We start from the raw sequence: 22,680 nt of genomic DNA, 5'->3' as shown, positions 1-22,680 counted from the left end.
CCCACAGTCGTGCCTGGCGCGGCTGTGGGATTTTCATGTCTGGCCCACCCTCCGTCCTTGCCGGATAATGCCTAAGCTCCTGTAGGAGCGAGCTTGCTCGCGATGGTCGTCAACGATAATGCGTGCCCACAGGTTGAACGCGGCGCTCCTGAGTCCATCGCGAGCTCGCTCCTACAAAAACTACCGTTCTTGCCGGCACGATCATGACCGAAGCACTTCTTACGCTTATCAGCGCCGCCCTGATCAACAATATCGTGTTGCATTGGCCGTTGGCCGTCGATCCGCTGTTGGCCGGTCAGCGCCGTCAGGTCCATGCCTTGGGCATTGCGACGACCTGCCTGATGCTGGTCGTGGGCATGCTCGGCTACGCGCTCTATCAATGGCTGCTGGTGCCACTGCAGTTGACGCCGCTGCGTCTGTTTGTATTTCTGCCTTTGAGCGTGTTGCTGATCAGCCCGCTGCTGAAGTTGCTGGCACGGGTGTTTTCGACACTGCCGTTCGAAGGCCTCTGGCCGTTGCTGCTGGGCAATGCCGGCGTGCTCGGCGTGGCCTTGCTCAATGCTCAGCAAGACAAGGGCTTCTTTCACGCCACAGCCCTGAGCCTCGGTGCAGGGTTGGGCTTCTGGCTGGTGTTGAGCCTGTTCACCGATTTGCGTGAACGCACGGTCGACAACGATGTTCCCCTGCCCTTTCGCGGCTTGCCGATCGACCTGATCGGCGCCGGCCTGATCGCAGTGGCCTTTCTCGGATTCAGCGGACTGATCAAAACATGAGTCTGATTCAAAGCATCGACGCACTCTTGCCGCAAACCCAATGCGGCAAGTGCGGCCACCCCGGGTGCAAGCCGTACGCCGAAGGCATCGCCAATGGCGAGCCGATCAACAAATGTCCGCCCGGCGGCAACGAAACCATTAATGCCCTGGCCGAACTGCTGAAGGTGCCGGTGCTGGAGCTGGATGTCAGCCGTGGCTCGGCCCCGGCGCAGATCGCCTACATCCGCGAGGCCGAGTGCATTGGTTGCACCAAGTGCATTCAGGCCTGCCCGGTCGATGCCATCGTCGGCGCGGCCAAACTGATGCACACGGTGATCATCGATGAGTGCACCGGTTGCGACCTCTGCGTGGCACCCTGTCCGGTGGACTGTATCGAAATGCGCCCGTTGCTGCCGAACACGGTACTGCCCGTTGTCGGGGGCCTGGCCCTCACACCGCAGGCGCGGCAGGCCCGTACCCTCAAGCGCGATCATGCACGGCGCCGCTTCGAACAACGCAATGCTCGCTTGCAGCGTGAGGAGCAACAGAAAATCGCCGAGCGCCAGGCAAGGCAACGAGCCGCGCAACCTGCGGCGGCGGCAGCCGACCCGGTGCAGGCGGCTCTCGAGCGCGTCCGCGCACAGAAAACCGCCAATGCCGATGCCGCGCTGAAAAAGGCCAAGATCGATGTAGCGATGAGTCGGGCGCAGTTGCACAAATCGCTGAAGGCCTTTGGGCATCCGCCGACCTTTGAACAGCAATCGCAGTTGATCGTCCTGCAACAGCAGTTCGAAGCCGCCGAACAAAACCTGGCGCAACTGGAAAGCGTCGCCCCAGCTGCCCCGGCGCCGACGGCCGCAGTTGTGTCGTCAAATGATGCCGATCTGAAACGGGCCAAGATCCAGTTGGCCATGCGCCGCGCCGAACTCAAGAAGGCTCGGGCCAACGAAGCACCGGCGCAGCAAATCGAAGCCCTGGAGCGCGCACTCGGTGAAGCCGAACGCCTGGTGGACGCCCATGCCAGCCCTTGATGCCGTGGATGATCGCCTGCAACAGGCGATGATACTGGTGCTGTTGGCCACGCTGCCGGGAATTCTGGCGGCGTTCTGGCTGTATGGCTGGGGCGTGTTGATCAATCTGGTTCTGGCGGCCACTGCCGCGTTGGCCGTCGAGGCCGCCGTCGTGCATTTGCGCCAGCGACCGCCGGGGCCAACCTTGAGTGACGGTAGCGCGCTGGTCAGTGCCACATTGCTGGCTCTGGCGCTGCCGCCTTACTGCCCATGGTGGCTGACCCTCAGTGCTGCCACTTTTGCGATGGTGTTCGGCAAGCACTTGTATGGCGGCGTCGCTTCGAATCCCTTCAACCCGGCGATGCTCGGTTTTGCCTTGGTACTGGTGACCTTTCCCCAACCAATGACCCTTTGGCCATCGCCCCATGGCATGGATCTGCTGAGCGGTTTACAGCACGTGTTCGACGTCGGCCACGCGCCGGATGCGTGGGTGCAGGCCACGGCACTGGACAGTCTGCGGATCAACAAAAGCCTGACCATGGATGAACTGTTTGCCGGCAACCCGGCATTCGGCCACTTAGGCGGTCGGGGAGTGGAATGGGTGAACCTGGCCTTTGTGGCGGGTGGAATGTTTCTGCTGCAGCGAAGGGTGATCAGTTGGCATGCACCGGTCGGCATGCTGGCCAGCCTGTTCATCATCAGCCTGCTGTTCTGGAACGGTTCGGGCTCCGACTCCCATGGCTCGCCGTTGTTTCATTTGCTGACCGGCGCGACCATGCTGGGGGCGTTCTTCATCATTACCGAACCGGTGTCCGGCGCCAGAAGCCCTCTCGCGAAGTTACTGTTCGGCGTCGGCGTCGGGCTTCTGACTTATCTGATTCGTACCTGGGGTGGCTACCCGGACGGCATCGCCTTCGCCGTGCTGTTGATGAACCTGTGCGTGCCGGCGCTGGAGCGGTTCGTGGCGGCCAGGCAACAGCCGGAGGCGCCATGAGCCGGACATCAAGCTTCGCGCTTGTGGTGCTTTTGGCCGCACTGGGCCCTGGCATGACCTACTTCGTGCAACTCGGCAGCGCTCCACGCATTGCAGCCGAACAGCACCTGATCGACAGCCGTCATCTGCTGGACCTGATCGCGCCGGACAGCTACGACAATCAACCACTCGAACACCCGATAAAAATTGAAGCAGCCGCACTGACCAACAGCACCTTGCTGGGTGGTTATCTGGCGACCCGGGGCGATCAACCCGTCGTGGTGTTGCTGCGCAGTCAAACCCTTGGCTACGCCGGTGCCATCGACCTGTTGATCGCTGTCGACGCCAATGGCAGGTTGCTGGGCGTCAAAACCCTCAAACAGTCGGAAACACCAGGACTGGGCGCGCGGATCGCCGACTGGCCCAATGCCTGGCTCCAGGTTTTTTCCGGCAAGTCTCGAACAGAACCCGGTGACAGCGGCTGGGCGCTGAAAAAGGATCAGGGGCAATTCGATCAGATCGCAGGCGCAACCATCACTTCAAGAGCGGTGATCAATGCCGTCCACGACGCCTTGCGCTACTTCGATGAACACCGGCAACATCTGCTTGGAATCCCTGCCCATGGATAATTCATCGACTCTGCGCAACGCCTTGATGCTGACGCCACTGATCGGCGCCACTCACTCGCTGATGGCCGCGGTTGGTCTGTGCCTGATGTTCATGGTGGTGACTCAGCTGTTCAGTCTGGCCATGGGCGCCCTGCGATCCCGACTGGTCCCGGCGACCCGCTTGCTGGCCAGCATCCTGTTGGCGGCCACGCTCACCAGTTGCGCGGAACTCATGGCACAAGCCTGGTCGCTGCAATGGCAGCAGCATCTGGGGTTGTACAGCGCCTTGATCGCCTTGCAATGCGTCGTACTGGAACACACCGGGTTCTTTCAGAACGATTGGCGTCAACGTCTGCGACTCAACGGCCTGTTTGCCGCGCTAATGATCGCGCTGGGCCTGCTGCGCGAACTCATCGGCAACGGAACACTTGGAAACCATCTATCGTGGCTGTTCGACGCAACACAAACTGACTGGCAAGGCTGGGTACTGGTGGCTGACGGTGGCCTGCGCCTGGCCACATTGGTCCCTGGCGGGTTCATTCTGTTCGGACTGCTGATCGCCGCCTGGCAGGCCTGGCGCCCCACGCCCACACATTGATTGCCTTCGAGGAAATGCACTGCCCATGAATGCCGCAAAACGTCTGGAAATTTTCCGCAGACTGCACGAGGACAACCCGGAACCAAAGACCGAGCTGGCCTATTCCTCAGCGTTCGAATTGCTGATTGCCGTGATTCTCTCGGCGCAGTCGACCGATGTCGGCGTCAACAAAGCCACAGCCAGGCTGTTCCCGGTCGCCAATACCCCGGCAGCGATCCATGCCCTGGGTGTAGAGGGGTTGTCGGAGTACATCAAGACCATCGGCCTGTACAACAGCAAAGCGAAAAACGTGATCGAAACCTGCCGCTTGCTGGTCGAGCGTCACGCCGGTGAAGTGCCACAAACCCGCGAAGAGCTGGAAGCACTGCCCGGCGTCGGCCGCAAGACCGCCAATGTGGTGCTCAATACGGCATTCCGTCAGCTGACCATGGCCGTCGACACGCATATCTTCAGGGTCAGCAACCGGACGGGTATTGCTCCCGGCAAGAATGTGGTGGAAGTCGAGAAGAAACTGATGAAATTCGTGCCCAAGGAGTACCTGCTCGACTCCCATCACTGGCTGATCCTTCATGGCCGCTATGTTTGCCTGGCCCGCAAGCCCCGTTGCGGAAGCTGCCGGATCGAGGACTTGTGCGAATACAAGCACAAAACCTCCGACGATTGAGGCGCTATTAGGTTTATTGATTTGTCGATTGAAAAAATCTTTTTTACCCGCCGGGAGATTGTCGATATAAGGAGCGCCAAAGGCCTTCTTAGCCTGGAGCAACTAAATGAGTACTGGCAAAGAGCAATTGGACGTAGAAGACGATTTCACCACCGCCGAAACCGATGACGCTGAGCCGGTGGTTGAAGTTGCGAAAACTAATCTGAGCAAACGCCGCACCATCGACAACCTGCTGGAGGAGCGCCGACTGCAAAAGCAATTGGCCGATTACGATTTTGACTTATGACACCTGAAAGCCTCCCGAAACGGAGGCTTTTTTCTAAGTGCCATACCCCGCCAGGCGCTCCTTGTCGCGCCGTTACGCCATCACACCAGACCATTGCGCTGTGCCAGCTCGATCAGATCGACCAGAGACCGCGCATTCAGCTTGAGCAACAGGCGAGTCTTGTAAGTACTGACTGTTTTATTACTGAGAAACATCCCATCGGCAATCTCTTTATTGGTCTTTCCTCGGGCCAACTGTTGCAGGACCATCATTTCCCGTCCCGACAAGCGATCAACCATATCGGCCTCACTGGCATTCCCCAAACTGCAACGCACGGTATGCAAGGCTTGATTAGGAAAGTAACTGTAACCTGACAACACGGCCTTTATTGCACTGAGCAACTCCGTGAGGTCTTGTTGTTTGCAGACATAACCGGCTGCACCGGATTGCATGCAACGCATCGAAAAATGTCCCGGCGCCTGGGAAGTCAAAATCAGCACTTTCATCGGCATTGAAGTCGAAGACAAACGTGCGATGACTTCCAACCCGTCCAGCTTCGGAATCCCGATATCCAGAATGACAATGTCCGGCATAAGTTCACGGGCTAGTTGCAGTGCATCCACACCATTATCGGTTTCTGCAATAACTTCGTAGCCATGACGCTCCATTAGCATACGTACCGCAAGACGAATGACGGGGTGATCATCCACGATCAGCACTTTATTCATGGGCAAGTCCAATTTTCGCTGTTCGAATTTTTAGAGCCCGCACAATAGCCTAGTCGTTTCACCCATGGCATGTCGCCCCTCCCGGCCACCCACACCAAGAGACATACCCTACAAACAACACGGATTTCTCCTACAAAAATCCCTCGAACAGAGTGAATTGAAAACTGTATCAGCGTCAGTGTGTCGCACTTTCCAGCAGCCATCCCTGTCGATTTACGACCAAAATTTTCCGAGTGCCAGTTTGATCGGTCGTGCCCCGACAAACACTAGCCGCTATCTCCCCGTTAAAACGTAACTGATATTTTCGTGTTCAACACTCACACCAGAAATATCACACACCCAGCATCCAATTACTCTTACAGAAAATAATATTTTTTGAGCAATCATTAAAACACCCCCCATTCAAGAATTCGAAGAGCAATACAGAAAACAAATAAAACCAGTCAAAAACCAACAAGCAATAAAAATCACTACAATAACCACCACATCAGACCAACCCCATAAACCACTCGAGAACAGACAATCCGGCATGAGTACAGAACATGATAAAAAAACGAATCACCAACCCAATGACAATTATCGCGATATTCGCAGCGCTCTCTGAGACTTCGGCAGCCGTCTCTCTACCCTTCCTTGATCAGGAAGAAAGAGAACTCTACGTCTGGTTCCTGATCAGTTTTCCGTTCTATCTGCTTTTACTTTTTTTCGCGACACTCAACTTCAACTATAAATCACTTTATGCGCCCTCGGACTTTGAAAAGGGCAAGCACTTCATGAAGGTTATGGATGATGTTGGGCGCTCGGAAAAAAAAGCGTGCGCAAAGCCGTCTGAAAACCCCGGTCTGGAAACGTCGACGAATGACTGGCAGTCAGCTCGCATGCCCTGTGGCGCGCAGGACCCGCCAACCGGGATCGGTCTGCAAACCACTGTCTCCGTTCAGCATCACCTTCAGTTACCGGAACCGGTAAAAGACCTGTACATCGTTGATGTACGCTGGATGAGCGAAGAGGTCGAGTTTGGAGCGCTGCTGGAGAAAATCCAGAGGCCACGGGAAAAGACGGCGTACGTGATTCTGTTTGTCACTTGTGCCGTTTCGGAGAAATTACTGAAAGCCAGTGCGCTTGTACATTCAAAGCAGGCCAGCAAGCGCAGTGCCGACTTTCATGTGGCCTACAATCCGGACTCGCACAGGTTGTCGGTCATTGATCAGGCCGGGCAACCGGCAAACAACAACCCATAGAACAGGCTATTGGAAGGATAAAAACAGGAAATCATCAGCGCAAACGAAAACACCCGACCACGCAGTAACTGGTGTCATACCCCGTTTTCAGGTACCTGACCCCGTCGAGGACGAGGTCAGGTATCCATCACGATTTCAAAGGTCTCAGAACAGCTTCCGGCCTTTGTTCGCCGCAATGCGCATGCGCAGGGCATTGAGCTTGATGAAGCCCGCTGCATCCGCCTGGTTGTACGCGCCGCCATCTTCTTCGAAGGTAGCGATGTTGGCATCGAACAGCGAGTCGTCGGACTTGCGGCCAGTGACGATCACATTGCCCTTGTACAGCTTCAGGCGCACAACGCCGTTCACATTGACCTGGGACGCATCGATCATCTGTTGCAGCATCAGACGCTCAGGGCTCCACCAGTAGCCGGTGTAGATCAGGCTGGCGTACTTGGGCATCAACTCGTCTTTGAGGTGAGCCACTTCGCGGTCCAGGGTGATCGATTCGATCGCACGGTGGGCACGCAACATGATGGTGCCGCCAGGGGTTTCGTAGCAGCCACGGGACTTCATGCCCACGTAACGGTTTTCGACGATGTCGAGACGGCCGATACCGTGCTCACCACCGATACGGTTCAGGGTCGCCAGTACGGTGGCCGGAGTCATTTCGACGCCGTCCAGCGCGACGATGTCGCCGTTGCGGTAGGTCAGTTCCAGGTACTGCGGTTTGTCTGGAGCGTTTTCCGGGGAAACGGTCCAGCGCCACATGTCTTCTTCGTGCTCGGTCCAGGTGTCTTCCAGCACGCCGCCTTCATAGGAGATGTGCAGCAGGTTGGCATCCATGGAGTACGGGGACTTCTTCTTGCCGTGGCGCTCGATCGGGATCGCGTGCTTATCGGCGTAGTCCATCAGCTTTTCACGGGACAGCAGGTCCCATTCGCGCCAAGGGGCAATCACTTTCACACCAGGCTTCAAGGCGTATGCACCGAGCTCGAAACGAACCTGGTCGTTACCCTTGCCGGTGGCGCCATGGGAAATGGCGTCAGCGCCGGTTTCGTTGGCAATTTCGATCAGGCGCTTGGCGATCAACGGACGAGCGATGGAAGTACCCAGCAGGTACTCGCCTTCGTAAACGGTGTTGGCGCGGAACATCGGGAAAACGAAATCGCGCACGAACTCTTCGCGCAAATCGTCGATGTAGATCTCTTTGACGCCCATGGCCTGAGCCTTGGCGCGTGCAGGTTCGACCTCTTCGCCCTGACCCAGGTCAGCGGTGAAGGTCACCACTTCACAGTTATAAGTATCCTGCAGCCACTTGAGGATCACCGAAGTGTCCAGGCCGCCGGAATACGCCAGAACGACCTTGTTTACGTCCGCCATGCCATCACTCCACGGGGTTCTACGGAAAGCCGTGAAGTCTACCGCTCATGCAGAATAATTTACAGTGGCGCGACAGCTTATGACGACGAAGCGACAGATTATGTCGAGGGCGCGACGATGACCAAATAGTCAGGAAGTTGCCGAAACGGCCGCTTTCGTCGCTTGCGGGGCGACTTGTTCCACTGGTGCTCCGCGCTCCAGGCGCACCGCCACTCGACGGTTCTTCGCGCGGTTGGTGTTGTTGGTGTTAGGCGCCACCGGATAACGCTCGCCATGGAAACGCATAGTGATTTGCGATTCCTGGATGCCGTTGGCCTTGAAGAATTCCATCACTGCCAGGGCTCGGCGCCGCGACAGGTCGCGGTTGGTCAGGCGGTTGCCGCTGTTGTCGGAGTGACCGTCGAGCTCGATATGATTGACCGTCGGATCGGCCTTCATGTACTCCAGCATCACCTGCAATTTGGCTTTTGCGGCGCTGTCGAGTTCGATTCCGCCGCCGGGGAAGCCTATTTCGGATTGTTTCACCTGTTCGAAATTCTGTGGCAACAGTTTCGCGACACACCCCTGATAGTCGGCAAACGCTTTCGTGAACCTGACCGGCAACAAGCGTACTTCCGACACCCGCCCATCCCCCGAGGAATGTCGAACCACCGGGCTGCGACCGTCCATCAGGCCACTGATCAGGCGCCCGGCCTGAACCTTAGAGCTGTTGAACAATACGTTGCCACTACCAATCCTCACGGTGCCCAGGTTGATGTCTTCACGCCCCGGTTGCCACGGCGCCGCAGCGGCCAGCAGCGTCGCCGAGCCACCGCCAATCATCGGGTTGTAGGCCTTCAGACGAAACGTCGCCTGCTCGCCGGCACGACGCACGAACTCGCCCGAACCGAAATCGGTGATCGGCTGAGTCAGGCGGCATTCGAACTTGTCACCTTCTACCGTCCACTCAATGTTCTCCAGACGGGTCTGGAAAGTGAGCGCCATCGCCGGAAGGCTGGCAAACACACTGAGCAAGGCTAAATAACGCTGGCGCACGGGAGGCTCCACTGGCTTCTACAACAAAAAGACTGACACACACATGTTTACGGCATACCTGTTGGATATCGGAAGCTTCCTGCAAAACTTGATAGCGAGTGCCTGCAAGAGTCTTTTCCGGTAGCATTCCCTTGAGTTTGACCCGCCTGGAATCCCCTCATGTCCGACCGCCTGACCCTGCTGCGTCCCGACGACTGGCATATTCATCTTCGCGATGGTGCCGTGTTGACCAATACCGTCGCGGATGTCGCGCGCACCTTTGGCCGCGCCATCATCATGCCCAACCTGGTTCCACCAGTGCGCAACGCGGCCGAAGCCGACGGCTATCGCCAGCGGATTCTCGCTGCCCGCCCGGCCGGCAGCCTGTTCGAGCCACTGATGGTCCTGTACCTGACCGACCGCACCCAGCCTGAAGAAATTCGCGAGGCCAAGGCCAGCGGATTCATTCACGCCGCCAAGCTGTACCCGGCCGGCGCGACCACCAACTCGGATTCTGGCGTCACCAGCATCGACAAGATCTTCCCTGCACTCGAGGCCATGGCCGAAGTCGGGATGCCATTGTTGGTCCACGGTGAAGTCACCCGGGGCGATGTCGACGTGTTCGACCGCGAAAAAATCTTCATCGACGAGCACATGCGTCGTGTGGTCGAGCGTTTCCCGACCCTCAAAGTGGTCTTCGAACACATCACCACCGCGGACGCCGTGCAGTTCGTCAACTCGGCCTCGGCCAACGTGGGCGCGACCATCACCGCGCATCACCTGCTGTACAACCGCAACCACATGCTGGTGGGCGGGATTCGGCCGCACTTCTATTGCCTGCCGATCCTCAAGCGCAATACCCACCAGGAAGCCCTGCTCGACGCCGCCACCAGCGGCAGCGAGAAGTTCTTCCTCGGCACCGACTCGGCCCCCCACGCCCAGCACGCCAAGGAAGCGGCCTGCGGTTGCGCCGGTTGCTACACCGCCTATGCGGCCATCGAGATGTATGCCGAGGCCTTCGAACAGCGCAATGCGCTGGACAAGCTCGAGGCCTTCGCCAGCCTCAACGGCCCGCGCTTCTATGGCCTGCCGGCCAACACCGATCGCATCACCCTGGTCCGCGAAGAGTGGACCGCCCCGACCAGCCTGCCATTTGGCGAGCTGACCGTTATCCCGCTGCGCGCCGGTGAAAAACTGCGCTGGCGCCTGCTGGAGGAACACGCGTGAGTGAAGACCATTTCGACGACGAACTGGAAGGCAATGGCGGCGGAGGCGGCCCTCGTCATCCAATGGCGGCAAGGTTCCGTGGTTACCTGCCGGTTGTCGTCGATGTAGAGACCGGTGGCTTCAATTCGGCCACCGACGCCCTGCTGGAGATCGCCGCGACCACCATCGCCATGGATGAAAAGGGTTTTGTTTACCCGGATCACACCTACTTCTTCCGTGTCGAGCCGTTCGAAGGCGCGAACATCGAAGCGGCGGCCCTGGAGTTTACCGGGATCAAGCTCGATCACCCGCTGCGCATGGCGGTGAGCGAAGAGTCAGCCCTGAACGATATCTTCCGTGGCGTGCGCAAGGCCCTCAAGGCCAATGGCTGCAAACGGGCGATTCTGGTCGGGCATAACAGCAGCTTCGACCTGGGCTTCCTCAATGCAGCGGTTGCGCGGCTGGACATGAAGCGCAACCCGTTCCATCCGTTCTCCAGTTTCGATACCGCAACGCTCGCCGGCCTCGCTTACGGCCAGACCGTACTGGCCAAGGCTTGCCAGGCAGCGGACATCGACTTCGACGGTCGCGAGGCTCACTCGGCTCGCTATGACACCGAGAAGACGGCAGAGCTGTTCTGCGGCATCGTCAATCGCTGGAAACAGATGGGTGGCTGGGAAGACTTCAACGATTGATGTTGCTGGCTCTTTGTAGGAGCGAGCCTGCTCGCGATGGTCTTCAACGATGACGCTGGGAGCCTGACACCCCGCGGTGTTCTCAAGTCCATCGCGAGCAAGCTCGCTCCTACAGAGAGCAAAAAACGCCCATAAAAAAACCGGCCTCGACGGCCGGTTTTTTTATACCTGCTTTTTACAGCGGGAGCGTACGCCTTACAGAGCGGCAGCGTGCTCGGTCAGGTAAGCGGCAACGCCTTCTGGCGAAGCGTTCATGCCTTTGTCGCCTTTTTTCCAGTTGGCAGGGCAGACTTCGCCGTGCTCTTCGTGGAATTGCAGAGCGTCGACCAGACGGATCAGCTCTTCCATGTTACGACCCAGCGGCAGGTCGTTGATGATCTGCGAACGGACAACGCCTTTGTCGTCGATCAGGAACGCGCCACGGAATGCCACGCCGTCAGCGGACTGAACGTCGTAGGCCTTCATGATGTCCTGCTTGATGTCGGCAGCCATGGTGTAGCGAACCTGGCCGATACCGCCGCTGTTCACTGGAGTGTTGCGCCATGCGTTGTGGGTGAAGTGCGAGTCGATCGAAACAGCGATCACTTCAACGTTGCGTGCCTTGAACTCAGACATGCGGTTGTCCAGAGCGATCAGCTCGGACGGGCAAACGAAGGTGAAGTCCAGCGGGTAGAAGAACACCAGGCCGTATTTGCCTTTGATCGCCGAGGACAGGGTGAAGCTGTCAACGATCTCGCCATTGCCGAGTACGGCCGGTACGGTGAAGTCAGGGGCTTGTTTGCCTACGAGTACGCTCATTGGATATCTCCTGGTGTAATAGCGTGAGAAACAGGGTTCGCATCAGCCTGCCACCCTGAGGCGACAGCCCTGTGACACGATCCCCGGTCGCAAAAGACCGACCATCATACACCGCGTGTTTGAGCTGGCTTAGCTGTTTTTTTCCCCGTCCGATGAAATCCCCGACGGTTTTGGATCACCGATTTGCCAGGCCGACCGTTCGTCAGCCATACCCGCTTATGGCGAAAAGTGCTCTGAAACCACTTTGACAATCATTCTCGTTAACATTAAGATCCATCGCAATTGAGTCACAATCAGCGACGGACCTTCCTTATGTATGTTTGCCTCTGCACTGGCGTCACCGACGGTCAAATCCGCGATGCGATCTATGAAGGATGCTGCAGCTACAAGGAAGTCCGTGTGGCTACCGGCGTTGCCAGTCAGTGCGGCAAATGTGCCTGCCTCGCCAAGGAAGTGGTCCGCGAGACCTTGACCAAACTGCAATCGGCCCAGGCTGCAATTCCTTTTCCAGCAGAATTTACAGCCGCTTAAATATCGAATTTCAAAGAACCGGACATATGTCCGGTTTTTTTATGCCTCAAAATCAACTAGTTATGCTCCAGACGCGGAACACAAACATTCTTATTCCGATTAATTTTCATTTAAGTTTCAATAACTTAGGTTTGACACTATTAAATACCCGGCTCAAACTCTGCTCTATTGACAGCTAATACAGGGCAGGACCCCATCATGAAAGGCGACGTTACAGTCATCCAGCATCTCAACAAGATCCTTGCCAATGAGCTGGTCGCGATCAATCAATATTTCCTGCATGCGCGCATGTATGAAGATTGGGGCCTGAACAAGCTCGGCAAGCACGAATACCACGAATCCATCGACGAGATGAAGCACGCGGACAAGCTGATCAAGCGCATCCTGTTCCTTGAAGGCCTGCCGAACGTCCAGGACCTGGGCAAGCTGCACATCGGCGAGCACACCAAGGAAATGCTGGAGTGCGACCTGCGTATCGAAAAAACCGGTCATGCCGATCTGAAAGTAGCCATCGCGCATTGCGAAACAGTTGGCGATTTCGGTAGCCGTGAACTGCTTGAAGATATCCTCGAGTCCGAAGAAGAACATATCGACTGGCTGGAAACCCAGTTAGGGCTGATCGATAAAGTGGGTCTTGAAAACTACCTGCAATCGCAGATGGGCGAAGACGAGTAACTTCGTTCCGTTAATCTCGATGCTATAAAAAGCCCCGCTCTCTTTTAAGAGGCGGGGCTTTTTTGTGCCTGCTGCTTTTATTGTAGGAGCGAGCATGCTCGCGATGGACTAGAGAGCGCTGCGGGGAACCAGGCTCCCAGCGTTATCGTTAACGACCATCGCGAGCATGCTCGCTCCTACAGGAAGCAGGAAGCGAATCAGGCTTCGGACTTGTTGGCAGCAGCGGCTTCGACAGCAGCCTTGATGGTGGCTTGCAGCGAACCGTCAGCCGCCATTTCAGTCATGATGTCGCTGCCGCCGACCAGCTCACCACCGACCCACAGTTGCGGGAAGGTTGGCCAGTTGGCGTATTTTGGCAGGTTGGCGCGGATTTCCGGGTTCTGCAGGATGTCCACGTACGCAAACTTTTCGCCACACGCCATCACGGCCTGCGCGGCTTTCGCGGAGAAGCCGCACTGCGGGGCATTCGGCGAGCCTTTCATGTAAAGCAGAATGGTGTTGTTGGCAATCTGCTCTTTAATCGTTTCGATGATATCCATGGAGCACCTCGGCTGAACTTTCCGACTCATGGGTCGGCACGGTGGCGCATTGTAACGGAAAGCCGAGCGCCCTGCTCGGTCTCTCCGTCAGACTGACTCAAGCCGCCGCCACGGTCACCGGCACACCATTAAGTGCAGCATTTCCCGACAACTCGTCAAGCTGGCAGTCGTCGGTCAGGTCGTTGGCGCTGGAGCCTGGCTGGCTGCTGGCAATCGTCATTTGCACGCCCGGCCGCGCGTGACCCCAGCCGTGAGGCAGGCTGACCACACCTTTCATCATGTCCAGACTGCCAAGCACTTCGACTTCGATCACACCCACCCGCGAGCTGACCCGAACGCGCTGCCCGTCACTGAGCCCGCGACTGGCCAGGTCGTCCGGATGCATCAGCAACTGGTGGCGTGGCTTGCCTTTCACCAGCCGATGATAGTTATGCATCCATGAGTTGTTGCTGCGTACATGCCGGCGGCCAATCATCAACAACTCGTCGGCGGCCGGTGCCTGCAAGGCTGCGAAGCGCACCAGATCAGCGAGAATCGCGGCCGGTGCGGCCTGGATGCGTTGACTGGCAGTCTTCAGGCGGGGCGTCAGGTTAGGCTTGAGCGCGCCCAGATCGACGCCATGGGGATAATCGAACAAAGTCGCCAGCGACAGTTTGTGCTCTGAATTGTCGCCGTACATCCCCATGCGCAGGCCGCGATCGATCATTTGCGCTGGGGCGATGGTGGGCTTCAACTCTTTGCCGGTTCTGGCGGCAAACGCCTTGGCCAGCCCGACGAAAATTTCCCAGTCGTGCAATGCACCTTGGGGTTTGGCGAGGATCGCGCGGTTGAAACGGCTGACATTGCGCACCGCGAACAGGTTGAACGTGGTGTCGTAATGGTCGTTTTCCAGCGCCGATGTGGATGGCAGGATCAAGTCGGCGTAACGCGTGGTTTCATTGATGTACAGGTCGATACTGACCATGAACTCCAGCCCGTCCAGCGCCTGCTCGAGCTTTCGGCCATTGGGTGTGGACAGCACCGGATTGCCCGCCACCGTGATCAGCGCGCGGACTTGCCCTTCCCCTTCGGTGAGCATCTCCTCCGCCAGCGCCGACACTGGCAACTCTCCGGCGTACTCCGGGCGCCCGGAAACCCGGCTCTGCCACAGATTGAAATGCCCGCCCGAAGTCGTCGCCACCAGGTCCACCGCAGGCTCGGTGCACAAGGCGCCACCCACACGATCGAGATTGCCGGTGACCAGGTTGATCAACTGCACCACCCAGTGGCACAGCGTACCGAAGGCCTGGGTCGAAACGCCCATGCGGCCATAGCAGACTGCACTCGGTGCCGCGGCGAAGTCTCGCGCCAATTGGCGGATCTGTTCGGCCGGTACGGCGCACAACGGACTCATGGCCTCGGCGGTGAACGGCGCGACGGCCTCCCGTACGTCCTCCAGGCCATCCACCGGCAGATGGCTGTCGCGGGTCAGACCTTCAGCGAACAAGGTATTGAGCAGGCCGAACAACAGCGCGGCATCACCGCCCGGGCGCACGAACAGATGCTGGTCGGCAATCGCCGCCGTCTCACTACGGCGCGGATCGACCACCACCACCTTGCCGCCCCGGGCCTGTATCGCCTTCAAGCGTTTTTCCACATCGGGCACGGTCATGATGCTGCCGTTCGAAGCCAGCGGGTTGCCGCCCAGGATCAGCATGAAATCGGTGTGATCGATGTCCGGGATCGGCAGCAACAAACCGTGGCCGTACATCAAATGACTGGTCAGGTGATGGGGCAATTGATCGACCGACGTCGCGGAAAACCGGTTGCGGGTTTTCAACAGGCCGAGAAAGTAATTGCTGTGGGTCATCAGCCCGTAATTGTGCACGCTCGGGTTGCCCTGATAGACCGCCACGGCGTTTTGCCCGTGATGCTCCTGAATGGCGGCGAGGCGTTCGGCGACCAGATTGAATGCCGCTTCCCACTCGATGGGCTGCCACTCATTGCCCACCCGCTGCATCGGCTGATGCAGGCGATCCGGATCGTTCTGGATGTCTTGCAGGGCTACGGCCTTGGGGCAGATGTGCCCACGGCTGAACGTGTCCTGGGAGTCGCCCTTGATCGAAGTGATCTGGACGTTACCGCCTTCGACCTCGGTGGTTTCGATGGTCAGGCCACAGATGGCTTCGCACAAATGGCACGCACGGTGATGGAGAGTCTTGGTCATGGCCAGTCTCTGTCTTGTTTTGGGCGGGCGACGTCGGCCGCGGAAACAAAACTATGGCGCCGGAGCCGCCGCCACGCCAGCGACGTTCGTCTTGTGAATCGAGGGTTATCAGGCCAGCCGATGGCCACCCGAGTTCAGTTCGACCGTCGAGCCCGGCACTGATGAATGACAGGTCGCAAACCGACTGTCAGCGCACCATTGCCGCCCTGCCTGATTGCCAAGCCCCGAGGGGCCGGTGTACAAATGAACCGCTGCTATCAGGAAACAGGCTTCAAAAGCGCTACCTCGGTGAACCCGTAGCACCTCTGAAACTCCCTAAAAACTGTAGCCCTATTGGTAAGACGCGACATTTAATTATAAGATCGCGCCTTCCCCTATTTCGTCGCCCCGTGCGGCTTACGCCGCAGGTCTCGCCCGTTGTTCCGTTAAACAAGGCTTTGAGCATCTGCGGTTTGTAGCAAAAGGTAGTCAATGATGAGCGCAAGGCACTTTCTCTCCCTGATGGATTGCACGCCCGAAGAGCTGGTCAGCGTGATCCGTCGAGGCGTTGAGCTCAAGGACCTGCGTAACCGCGGCGTACTGTTCGAGCCGCTGAAAAACCGCGTCCTGGGGATGATTTTCGAGAAATCCTCGACCCGTACCCGGATCTCCTTCGAGGCCGGCATGATCCAGCTCGGTGGCCAGGCGATCTTCCTGTCGCCCCGTGACACCCAACTGGGCCGTGGCGAGCCGATCGGCGACGCCGCGATTGTCATGTCGAGCATGCTCGATGCGGTAATGATCCGTACGTTTTCCCACAGCACTCTGACCGAGTTCGCCGCCAATTCGCGCGTTCCTCTGATCAATGGCCTGTCCGATGACCTGCACCCGTGCCAGCTGCTGGCCGACATGCAGACCTTCCTCGAACACCGCGGCTCCATCCAGGGCAAGACCGTGGCCTGGATCGGCGACGGCAACAACATGTGCAACAGCTATATAGAAGCGGCGATCCAGTTCGACTTCCAGTTGCGCGTTGCCTGCCCGCAAGGCTACGAGCCCAACCCGGTGTTCCTGGCCAAGGCTGGCGACCGGGTCACCATCGTTCGCGATCCGAAGGAAGCCGTGCGGGGTGCACACCTGGTGAGCACCGACGTCTGGACCTCCATGGGCCAGGAAGAGGAAACCGCCAAGCGTCTGCAATTGTTCGCACCGTACCAGGTCAACCGCGCCCTGCTCGACCTGGCCGCTGACGACGTGCTGTTCATGCACTGCCTGCCGGCGCACCGTGGCGAGGAGATCAGCGTCGACCTGCTCGATGACAAACGCTCGGTGGCCTGGGATCAAGCCGAAAACCGTCTGCACGCGCAAAAAGCCCTGCTCGAGTTCCTCGTCCCACCTTCGTATCACCACGCATGAGCCAGCCATTACTGCTTAACCTGCGCAACCTCGCCTGCGGCTATCAAGACCAGCGCGTGGTGCAGAACCTCAACCTGCACCTGAACGCAGGCGACATTGGTTGCCTGCTGGGCTCGTCGGGCTGCGGCAAGACCACCACCCTGCGGGCGATTGCCGGTTTCGAACCGGTTCACGAAGGTGAAATCCAGCTGGCTGGCGAGATCATCTCCAGCGCCGGCTTCACCCTTGCGCCGGAGAAACGTCGCATCGGCATGGTGTTCCAGGACTACGCGCTGTTTCCGCATTTGAGCGTGGCCGACAACATCGCCTTCGGCATTCGCAAGCATCCACAAAAGGATCGCGTGACCGAAGAGCTGCTGGAACTGGTAAACCTGAAGAACCTCGGCAAGCGCTTCCCCCACGAGCTTTCCGGTGGTCAGCAGCAACGTGTCGCCCTGGCCCGCGCCCTGGCGCCGGAACCGCAACTGCTGCTGCTCGACGAACCGTTCTCCAACCTTGATGGCGAATTGCGCCGCAAGCTCAGCCATGAAGTACGCGACATCCTCAAGGCCCGAGGCACCAGTGCAATTCTGGTGACTCACGACCAGGAAGAAGCCTTCGCGGTCAGCGACCACGTTGGCGTGTTCAAGGAAGGTCGCCTGGAACAGTGGGATACGCCCTACAACCTGTACCACGAACCGCTGACACCCTTTGTCGCGAGCTTCATCGGCCAGGGCTATTTCATTCGCGGTCAGTTGAGCAGCCCGGAATCAGTGCAAACCGAGTTGGGTGAATTGCGCGGCAATCGGGCCTACACCTGGCCGGTAGGCGGCGCAGTGGACGTACTGCTGCGCCCGGACGATATCGTCTATGCGCCGGACAGCGCACTGAAGGCGCGAATCGCCGGCAAGACGTTCCTGGGTGCATCGACCCTGTATCGCTTGCAACTGCCGACAGGCGCACAGCTGGAATCGATCTTCCCGAGCCATGTCGACCGTCAGGTTGGGGCGGATGTGGGGATTCGTGTCGCGGCTGAACACCTGGTGCTGTTCCAGGCGTCCGGCAGCACGGCGGCGCAGATTCCGGTGGCTGAATCCGGTGTCCGCCGCTACAGCACGGCCAACTGATACACAAAAAAACCTGTAGGAGCGAGCTTGCTCGCGAAAAACGTCTGGATAACGCGTTCATTCCGGTTGCACGCGTTATCGTTGACGTCCATCGCGAGCAAGCTCGCTCCTACAGTGTTAGCCCAGCATCAGCGTTCCGCTTGCCACGAGCGTCGCATTGCCGCCGATTTTCACCCGCTCCCCTTCCAGCCGACAGAACAATTCCCCACCCCGCGTCGAACGCTGGAAAGCCGTCAGGCTCGACTTGCCCAATTGCTTTGACCAGTACGGAATCAGAAGGCAATGGGTCGATCCAGTGACCGGATCTTCGTTGATGCCGATTGCCGGGGCGAAGTAGCGGGAAACGAAATCGTGTTGTTCGCCCCGCGCCGTCACGATCGCGCCCAGCCATGGCAGTTTCGCCAGGGCCACCATGTCCGGTTGGCAGTCGAGCACGGCTTGCTCCGACTCCAGCACCACGAACAGCTCATTTGAACCCAGTACCTCGACAACCTTCACACCCAGTGCACGCTCGATGTCCGGGATCAGGTTCACCGGCGACGCAGTGATCGACGGGAAATCCAGCCACAGGCGGCCACCTTCACGGGTTACGCTCAACGGGCCGGACTTGCAGGTGAAGTCCAGTCGTTCGACAGGCTCCTTATAGATCTCAAACAGTACATAGGCGCTGGCCAGCGTCGCGTGACCGCACAATGGCACCTCGGTGGTCGGCGTAAACCAGCGGATGTGCCAGCCCCGCCCTTCACGCACGACAAACGCCGTTTCGGCAAGGTTGTGCTCGGCGGCAATCTTTTGCATCAACTCATCGGCGAGCCAGGTATCGAGTCGATAGACCATCGCCGGATTGCCGCTGAATGGCTGATTGCTGAACGCGTCGACCTGATGAAACTCAAGCTGCATAACCTTCTCCCTTTGTCAGACCACCGAGCATGCCGCGCTGGCTCAGCCGGCACCAGTGACAGAGCCGACTGATTTTCACCATACAGCGCTGCACCTGCTTCGAAGCTCACGCACGGCCGATATCGGCAAACTTCGCCTGGGTGTGTTCGGCCAGCACCGCCGGTGCCAGTTCGACTTCCAGCCCACGTCGGCCCGCACTGACAAAAATGCTGGCGAAGGGCTGAGCCGAATTATCAATGAAGGTACGCAAACGCTTTTTCTGCCCCAGCGGACTGATCCCACCCAACAGATAGCCAGTAGAGCGCTGCGCTGCAGCCGGGTCGGCCATTTCGACCTTTTTCACGCCCGCGGCGTGGGCCAGCCCTTTCAAGTCCAGGCTGCCGACAACCGGCACCACGGCCACCAGCAACTCGCCCTTCTCGCTGGCCGCCAGCAAGGTCTTGAACACCTGCGCCGGATCGAGCCCGAGTTTTTCCGCCGCTTCCAACCCATAGGAAGCGGCCTTGGGGTCATGTTCGTAACTGTGTACGCGATGTTCGGCCCGAACCTTTTTCAACAAATCCAATGCGGGGGTCATGACAGCTCCAGACTGGGCGGCAGAAGAAAAATACTGCGCCCGATTCTAGGACATTGACCGTTAAAAGGCTCTACGGCGGCGCATCCATAACGCCAATGCCTGGCCATCCAATTGCGCAGCAACTAATTCATTCATGCAACGAATAGTTTTTTTGTGACCGATGGTTCACTTTCGACCTTTGACAGCAGCGTTTCTTGTCTATATTTTTTCGTTTCTGAAACTGCACGAAACGTCCTACCGCTGCACCCAGCAGTAAACCGCGATCAGGATGGGGATCCTGCCTCGGCGAAAAACGCGCTCCGACCATGATGGAAAAAAGCGCCAGACAACAAAAAAAATGAGGTTTCAATGACAACTGCTTTACAACAACCGTCGCTCTCGAGCCAATGCATGGCCGAGTTTCTGGGTACGGCGCTGCTGATCTTTTTCGGTACAGGTTGCGTTGCCGCGCTCAAGGTCGCGGGTGCCAGTTTTGGCTTGTGGGAAATCAGCATTATCTGGGGCGTCGGCGTCAGCATGGCGATCTACCTTACCGCCGGGGTTTCCGGCGCTCATCTGAACCCTGCCGTCAGCATTGCCCTGAGCATTTTCGCGGACTTCGAAAAACGTAAATTGCCTTTCTACGTATTCGCCCAAGTGGCGGGTGCCTTCTGTGGAGCGCTGTTGGTTTACACGCTCTACAGCAATCTATTCTTCGAATTCGAACAAACGCACCACATGGTTCGCGGCACTCAAGCCAGCCTTGAGTTGGCCTCCGTGTTCTCCACCTTCCCGAATCCTGTGCTGACCACCGCCCAGGCATTTCTGGTCGAGGTGATCATCACGGCCATCCTGATGGGCGTGATCATGTCCCTGACCGATGACAACAATGGTCTGCCAAAAGGCCCGCTGGCACCGCTGCTGATCGGCCTGCTGATTGCGGTGATCGGCAGTTCGATGGGACCACTGACCGGTTTTGCCATGAACCCTGCGCGAGACTTCGGCCCTAAACTGATGACTTTCTTCGCTGGCTGGGGTGAAATTTCCTTCACCGGCGGACGCGATATTCCGTATTTCCTGATTCCTGTTTTTGCACCGATTGTCGGTGCCTGCCTCGGTGCTGCAGCCTATCGTGGGTTGATTGCCCGCCATCTGCCCAGCGCCGTACCTGCTACAAAGGATGCAACAGCTGCCATTGACGGCAAACCCAGAACTTCTTGATACCGTTGGCGCGTGCCCCTGCCCTTTGATCGCGCGCCAGACCTCACTCCCTTATTTCGTCCAAGGCAATCGACATGACCGACACACAGAATAAGAACTACATCATTGCCCTCGATCAGGGTACGACCAGCTCCCGCGCGATCATTTTCGACCGCGACGCGAACGTGGTCTGCACCGCCCAACGGGAGTTCGCACAGCATTACCCGCAAGCCGGCTGGGTCGAACACGACCCGATGGAAATCTTCGCTACCCAGAGCGCCGTGATGGTCGAGGCCCTGGCGCAAGCCGGTCTGCACCACGACCAGGTGGCGGCCATCGGCATCACCAACCAGCGCGAAACGACCGTGGTCTGGGACAAGAACACCGGCCGCCCGATCTACAACGCCATCGTCTGGCAGTGCCGACGCAGCACCGAGATCTGCCAGCAGCTCAAGCGCGATGGCCACGAGCAATACATCAGCGACACCACCGGCCTGGTCACCGACCCGTATTTCTCCGGCACCAAGCTCAAGTGGATCCTCGACAACGTCGAAGGCAGCCGCGAGCGCGCGCGCAACGGTGAACTGTTGTTCGGCACCGTCGACAGCTGGCTGATCTGGAAATTTACCGGCGGCAAGGTGCATGTCACCGACTACACCAACGCTTCGCGCACCATGCTCTTCAACATCCACACCCTGGAGTGGGACGCGAAGATGCTGGAGGTGCTGGATATTCCGCGCGAAATGCTGCCGGAAGTTAAATCGTCCTCGGAAATTTATGGCCGTACCAAAAGCGGCATCGCCATCGGCGGCATCGCTGGCGACCAGCAAGCCGCCCTGTTCGGCCAGATGTGCGTCGAACCAGGCCAGGCGAAAAACACTTACGGCACTGGCTGCTTCCTGTTGATGAACACCGGCGACAAAGCCGTGAAATCCCAACACGGCATGCTCACCACCATCGCTTGCGGCCCACGTGGCGAAGTGGCCTACGCACTGGAAGGCGCTGTGTTCAACGGCGGTTCTACCGTGCAGTGGCTGCGTGACGAGCTGAAAATCATCAACGACGCCCACGACACCGAATACTTCGCCAACAAGGTCAAGGACAGCAACGGTGTGTACCTGGTGCCGGCCTTTACCGGTCTTGGCGCTCCCTACTGGGACCCGTACGCCCGTGGCGCACTGTTTGGCCTGACCCGCGGCGTACGCGTGGATCACATCATTCGTGCCGCGCTGGAGTCGATTGCCTACCAGACCCGCGACGTACTCGACGCCATGCAGCAGGACTCCGGCGAACGCCTCAAGGCCCTGCGCGTGGATGGCGGCGCGGTGGCCAACAACTTCCTCATGCAGTTCCAGGCCGACATCCTCGGCACACAGGTCGAGCGTCCGCAAATGCGCGAAACCACGGCACTGGGCGCAGCTTACCTGGCAGGCCTGGCCTGTGGCTTCTGGGGCAGCCTGGAAGAGTTGCGCGGCAAGGCCGTGATCGAGCGCCAGTTCGAACCGACGCTCGATGAAACGGCGAAGGAAAAACTCTACGCAGGGTGGAAAAAAGCGGTCAGTCGTACCCGCGATTGGGCGGCTGAAGACGAGGCTGAATAAGCCCGGACGCAAGCTCGTATCTGTATGTAACTGGTCGGGAGCGGATTCCTGCGGCAT

General features: G+C 58.4%; 24 protein-coding genes. 16 read left to right on the top strand and 8 right to left on the bottom strand.

All coding sequences use genetic code 11. The features are described 5' to 3' along the window. The first annotated feature begins 203 nt into the window (after positions 1–203). The 7 genes from ACM6J5_RS23190 to ACM6J5_RS23160 all read left to right on the top strand — a co-directional run bounded on the left by ACM6J5_RS23190 (position 204) and on the right by ACM6J5_RS23160 (position 4,891). The gene (locus tag ACM6J5_RS23190; protein ID WP_095943839.1) at positions 204–773 is read left to right on the top strand and encodes an electron transport complex protein RnfA; all 570 of its coding nucleotides are present in this window, start codon (positions 204–206) and stop codon (positions 771–773) included. Beyond that, on the top strand, positions 770–1,783 hold the full coding sequence (rsxB, locus tag ACM6J5_RS23185; protein WP_150672381.1) for an electron transport complex subunit RsxB: 1,014 nt from the start codon (positions 770–772) through the stop codon (positions 1,781–1,783). Before ACM6J5_RS23190 ends, rsxB begins: the two co-directional genes overlap by 4 nt. After that, the gene (locus tag ACM6J5_RS23180) at positions 1,770–2,756 is read left to right on the top strand and encodes an RnfABCDGE type electron transport complex subunit D (protein WP_414929412.1); all 987 of its coding nucleotides are present in this window, start codon (positions 1,770–1,772) and stop codon (positions 2,754–2,756) included. The genes rsxB and ACM6J5_RS23180 overlap by 14 nt, the downstream gene beginning before the upstream one ends. Next, positions 2,753–3,364: an RnfABCDGE type electron transport complex subunit G gene (locus ACM6J5_RS23175; protein WP_414929411.1), complete on the top strand. Its 612-nt coding sequence runs from the start codon at positions 2,753–2,755 to the stop codon at positions 3,362–3,364. The genes ACM6J5_RS23180 and ACM6J5_RS23175 overlap by 4 nt, the downstream gene beginning before the upstream one ends. After that, positions 3,357–3,941 (top strand): Rnf-Nqr domain containing protein, encoded by a 585-nt coding sequence (locus tag ACM6J5_RS23170; RefSeq protein ID WP_414929410.1) that lies wholly within the window; start codon positions 3,357–3,359, stop codon positions 3,939–3,941. Before ACM6J5_RS23175 ends, ACM6J5_RS23170 begins: the two co-directional genes overlap by 8 nt. Positions 3,942–3,966: 25 nt before the next feature. Further along, a complete protein-coding gene (gene nth, locus ACM6J5_RS23165) occupies positions 3,967–4,605 on the top strand; it encodes an endonuclease III (protein ID WP_095943834.1) in 639 nt (212 codons plus the stop codon). Positions 4,606–4,711: 106 nt separating this feature from the next. Next, positions 4,712–4,891 carry a PA3496 family putative envelope integrity protein gene (locus ACM6J5_RS23160; protein ID WP_007972325.1) on the top strand — a complete coding sequence of 60 codons (180 nt, stop codon included), beginning with the start codon at positions 4,712–4,714 and terminating at the stop codon, positions 4,889–4,891. 80 nt (positions 4,892–4,971) lie between these two features. Here the strand turns inward: ACM6J5_RS23160 and ACM6J5_RS23155 are convergent, their stop codons facing one another. Beyond that, positions 4,972–5,598 (bottom strand): response regulator transcription factor, encoded by a 627-nt coding sequence (locus tag ACM6J5_RS23155; protein ID WP_008053528.1) that lies wholly within the window; start codon positions 5,596–5,598, stop codon positions 4,972–4,974. Between the two features lie 542 nt (positions 5,599–6,140). Between ACM6J5_RS23155 and ACM6J5_RS23150 the strand changes: the two genes are divergently transcribed. Next, positions 6,141–6,839 (top strand): hypothetical protein, encoded by a 699-nt coding sequence (locus ACM6J5_RS23150; RefSeq protein ID WP_095943833.1) that lies wholly within the window; start codon positions 6,141–6,143, stop codon positions 6,837–6,839. Positions 6,840–6,983: 144 nt separating this feature from the next. On the opposite strand, the gene ACM6J5_RS23145 is transcribed toward ACM6J5_RS23150, so the two are convergent. After that, entirely contained in the window at positions 6,984–8,201 is a 1,218-nt protein-coding gene (locus ACM6J5_RS23145; protein ID WP_007985864.1) for an argininosuccinate synthase, read from the bottom strand. A 129-nt stretch (positions 8,202–8,330) separates the two neighbouring features. Beyond that, positions 8,331–9,236 (bottom strand): flagellar protein MotY, encoded by a 906-nt coding sequence (locus ACM6J5_RS23140; protein WP_095943832.1) that lies wholly within the window; start codon positions 9,234–9,236, stop codon positions 8,331–8,333. Positions 9,237–9,395: 159 nt separating this feature from the next. Between ACM6J5_RS23140 and pyrC the strand changes: the two genes are divergently transcribed. Then, complete coding sequence (gene pyrC / locus ACM6J5_RS23135) at positions 9,396–10,442, top strand: dihydroorotase (protein ID WP_008053524.1); 1,047 nt, start codon at positions 9,396–9,398, stop codon at positions 10,440–10,442. After that, on the top strand, positions 10,439–11,116 hold the full coding sequence (rnt, locus tag ACM6J5_RS23130; RefSeq protein ID WP_007997489.1) for a ribonuclease T: 678 nt from the start codon (positions 10,439–10,441) through the stop codon (positions 11,114–11,116). Before pyrC ends, rnt begins: the two co-directional genes overlap by 4 nt. Before the next feature lie 195 nt (positions 11,117–11,311). Here the strand turns inward: rnt and ACM6J5_RS23125 are convergent, their stop codons facing one another. Then, complete coding sequence (locus tag ACM6J5_RS23125; RefSeq protein WP_095943831.1) at positions 11,312–11,914, bottom strand: peroxiredoxin; 603 nt, start codon at positions 11,912–11,914, stop codon at positions 11,312–11,314. A gap of 312 nt (positions 11,915–12,226) precedes the next feature. On the opposite strand from ACM6J5_RS23125, the gene ACM6J5_RS23120 reads away from it, so the two are divergent. Both ACM6J5_RS23120 and bfr read left to right on the top strand, forming a co-directional pair. Further along, positions 12,227–12,445 carry a bacterioferritin-associated ferredoxin gene (locus tag ACM6J5_RS23120; protein ID WP_095943830.1) on the top strand — a complete coding sequence of 73 codons (219 nt, stop codon included), beginning with the start codon at positions 12,227–12,229 and terminating at the stop codon, positions 12,443–12,445. A gap of 198 nt (positions 12,446–12,643) precedes the next feature. Next, complete coding sequence (gene bfr / locus ACM6J5_RS23115; protein WP_008053519.1) at positions 12,644–13,120, top strand: bacterioferritin; 477 nt, start codon at positions 12,644–12,646, stop codon at positions 13,118–13,120. 197 nt (positions 13,121–13,317) lie between these two features. Here bfr and grxD read toward each other — a convergent pair whose 3' ends face one another. Then, positions 13,318–13,659, bottom strand: coding sequence for a Grx4 family monothiol glutaredoxin (grxD, locus tag ACM6J5_RS23110; protein WP_064679482.1), 342 nt, complete (start codon positions 13,657–13,659; stop codon positions 13,318–13,320). Positions 13,660–13,756: 97 nt separating this feature from the next. After that, positions 13,757–15,865 (bottom strand): molybdopterin oxidoreductase family protein, encoded by a 2,109-nt coding sequence (locus ACM6J5_RS23105; RefSeq protein ID WP_414929409.1) that lies wholly within the window; start codon positions 15,863–15,865, stop codon positions 13,757–13,759. A gap of 474 nt (positions 15,866–16,339) precedes the next feature. Here ACM6J5_RS23105 and argF point away from each other — a divergent pair, with 474 nt between their 5' ends. Continuing rightward, on the top strand, positions 16,340–17,260 hold the full coding sequence (gene argF / locus ACM6J5_RS23100; RefSeq protein ID WP_095943828.1) for an ornithine carbamoyltransferase: 921 nt from the start codon (positions 16,340–16,342) through the stop codon (positions 17,258–17,260). Next, positions 17,257–18,366: an ABC transporter ATP-binding protein gene (locus ACM6J5_RS23095; RefSeq protein ID WP_095943827.1), complete on the top strand. Its 1,110-nt coding sequence runs from the start codon at positions 17,257–17,259 to the stop codon at positions 18,364–18,366. Before argF ends, ACM6J5_RS23095 begins: the two co-directional genes overlap by 4 nt. A gap of 117 nt (positions 18,367–18,483) precedes the next feature. Here the strand turns inward: ACM6J5_RS23095 and ACM6J5_RS23090 are convergent, their stop codons facing one another. Together ACM6J5_RS23090 and ybaK are read right to left on the bottom strand one after the other, a co-directional pair. Beyond that, positions 18,484–19,266, bottom strand: a complete 783-nt coding sequence (locus tag ACM6J5_RS23090; RefSeq protein ID WP_414929408.1) for a PhzF family phenazine biosynthesis protein — start codon at positions 19,264–19,266, stop codon at positions 18,484–18,486. 106 nt (positions 19,267–19,372) lie between these two features. Then, the gene (gene ybaK / locus ACM6J5_RS23085) at positions 19,373–19,843 is read right to left on the bottom strand and encodes a Cys-tRNA(Pro) deacylase (RefSeq protein WP_007971306.1); all 471 of its coding nucleotides are present in this window, start codon (positions 19,841–19,843) and stop codon (positions 19,373–19,375) included. A 348-nt stretch (positions 19,844–20,191) separates the two neighbouring features. Between ybaK and ACM6J5_RS23080 the strand changes: the two genes are divergently transcribed. Continuing rightward, the gene (locus tag ACM6J5_RS23080) at positions 20,192–21,043 is read left to right on the top strand and encodes an MIP/aquaporin family protein (protein WP_414929407.1); all 852 of its coding nucleotides are present in this window, start codon (positions 20,192–20,194) and stop codon (positions 21,041–21,043) included. 74 nt (positions 21,044–21,117) lie between these two features. Continuing rightward, positions 21,118–22,623, top strand: a complete 1,506-nt coding sequence (glpK, locus tag ACM6J5_RS23075; protein ID WP_095943824.1) for a glycerol kinase GlpK — start codon at positions 21,118–21,120, stop codon at positions 22,621–22,623. Positions 22,624–22,680 lie beyond the last annotated feature (57 nt).

Origin of the sequence: Pseudomonas sp. IT-P74, assembly GCF_949768175.1 — a bacterium.
Taxonomy (GTDB): domain Bacteria; phylum Pseudomonadota; class Gammaproteobacteria; order Pseudomonadales; family Pseudomonadaceae; genus Aquipseudomonas.
Note: the sequence above shows the minus strand (reverse complement) of the source record. Positions and strands in the feature narration are given on the sequence as shown.

Coding starts and splice junctions, on each gene's coding strand:
- ACM6J5_RS23190 (WP_095943839.1), top strand. CDS start 204: ATGACCGAAGCACTTCTTACGCTTATCAGCGCCGCCCTGATCAACAAT.
- rsxB (WP_150672381.1), top strand. CDS start 770: ATGAGTCTGATTCAAAGCATCGACGCACTCTTGCCGCAAACCCAATGC.
- ACM6J5_RS23180 (WP_414929412.1), top strand. CDS start 1,770: ATGCCAGCCCTTGATGCCGTGGATGATCGCCTGCAACAGGCGATGATA.
- ACM6J5_RS23175 (WP_414929411.1), top strand. CDS start 2,753: ATGAGCCGGACATCAAGCTTCGCGCTTGTGGTGCTTTTGGCCGCACTG.
- ACM6J5_RS23170 (WP_414929410.1), top strand. CDS start 3,357: ATGGATAATTCATCGACTCTGCGCAACGCCTTGATGCTGACGCCACTG.
- nth (WP_095943834.1), top strand. CDS start 3,967: ATGAATGCCGCAAAACGTCTGGAAATTTTCCGCAGACTGCACGAGGAC.
- ACM6J5_RS23160 (WP_007972325.1), top strand. CDS start 4,712: ATGAGTACTGGCAAAGAGCAATTGGACGTAGAAGACGATTTCACCACC.
- ACM6J5_RS23155 (WP_008053528.1), bottom strand. CDS start 5,598: ATGAATAAAGTGCTGATCGTGGATGATCACCCCGTCATTCGTCTTGCG.
- ACM6J5_RS23150 (WP_095943833.1), top strand. CDS start 6,141: ATGATAAAAAAACGAATCACCAACCCAATGACAATTATCGCGATATTC.
- ACM6J5_RS23145 (WP_007985864.1), bottom strand. CDS start 8,201: ATGGCGGACGTAAACAAGGTCGTTCTGGCGTATTCCGGCGGCCTGGAC.
- pyrC (WP_008053524.1), top strand. CDS start 9,396: ATGTCCGACCGCCTGACCCTGCTGCGTCCCGACGACTGGCATATTCAT.
- ACM6J5_RS23125 (WP_095943831.1), bottom strand. CDS start 11,914: ATGAGCGTACTCGTAGGCAAACAAGCCCCTGACTTCACCGTACCGGCC.
- ACM6J5_RS23120 (WP_095943830.1), top strand. CDS start 12,227: ATGTATGTTTGCCTCTGCACTGGCGTCACCGACGGTCAAATCCGCGAT.
- bfr (WP_008053519.1), top strand. CDS start 12,644: ATGAAAGGCGACGTTACAGTCATCCAGCATCTCAACAAGATCCTTGCC.
- grxD (WP_064679482.1), bottom strand. CDS start 13,659: ATGGATATCATCGAAACGATTAAAGAGCAGATTGCCAACAACACCATT.
- ACM6J5_RS23105 (WP_414929409.1), bottom strand. CDS start 15,865: ATGACCAAGACTCTCCATCACCGTGCGTGCCATTTGTGCGAAGCCATC.
- argF (WP_095943828.1), top strand. CDS start 16,340: ATGAGCGCAAGGCACTTTCTCTCCCTGATGGATTGCACGCCCGAAGAG.
- ACM6J5_RS23095 (WP_095943827.1), top strand. CDS start 17,257: ATGAGCCAGCCATTACTGCTTAACCTGCGCAACCTCGCCTGCGGCTAT.
- ACM6J5_RS23090 (WP_414929408.1), bottom strand. CDS start 19,266: ATGCAGCTTGAGTTTCATCAGGTCGACGCGTTCAGCAATCAGCCATTC.
- ybaK (WP_007971306.1), bottom strand. CDS start 19,843: ATGACCCCCGCATTGGATTTGTTGAAAAAGGTTCGGGCCGAACATCGC.
- ACM6J5_RS23080 (WP_414929407.1), top strand. CDS start 20,192: ATGACAACTGCTTTACAACAACCGTCGCTCTCGAGCCAATGCATGGCC.
- glpK (WP_095943824.1), top strand. CDS start 21,118: ATGACCGACACACAGAATAAGAACTACATCATTGCCCTCGATCAGGGT.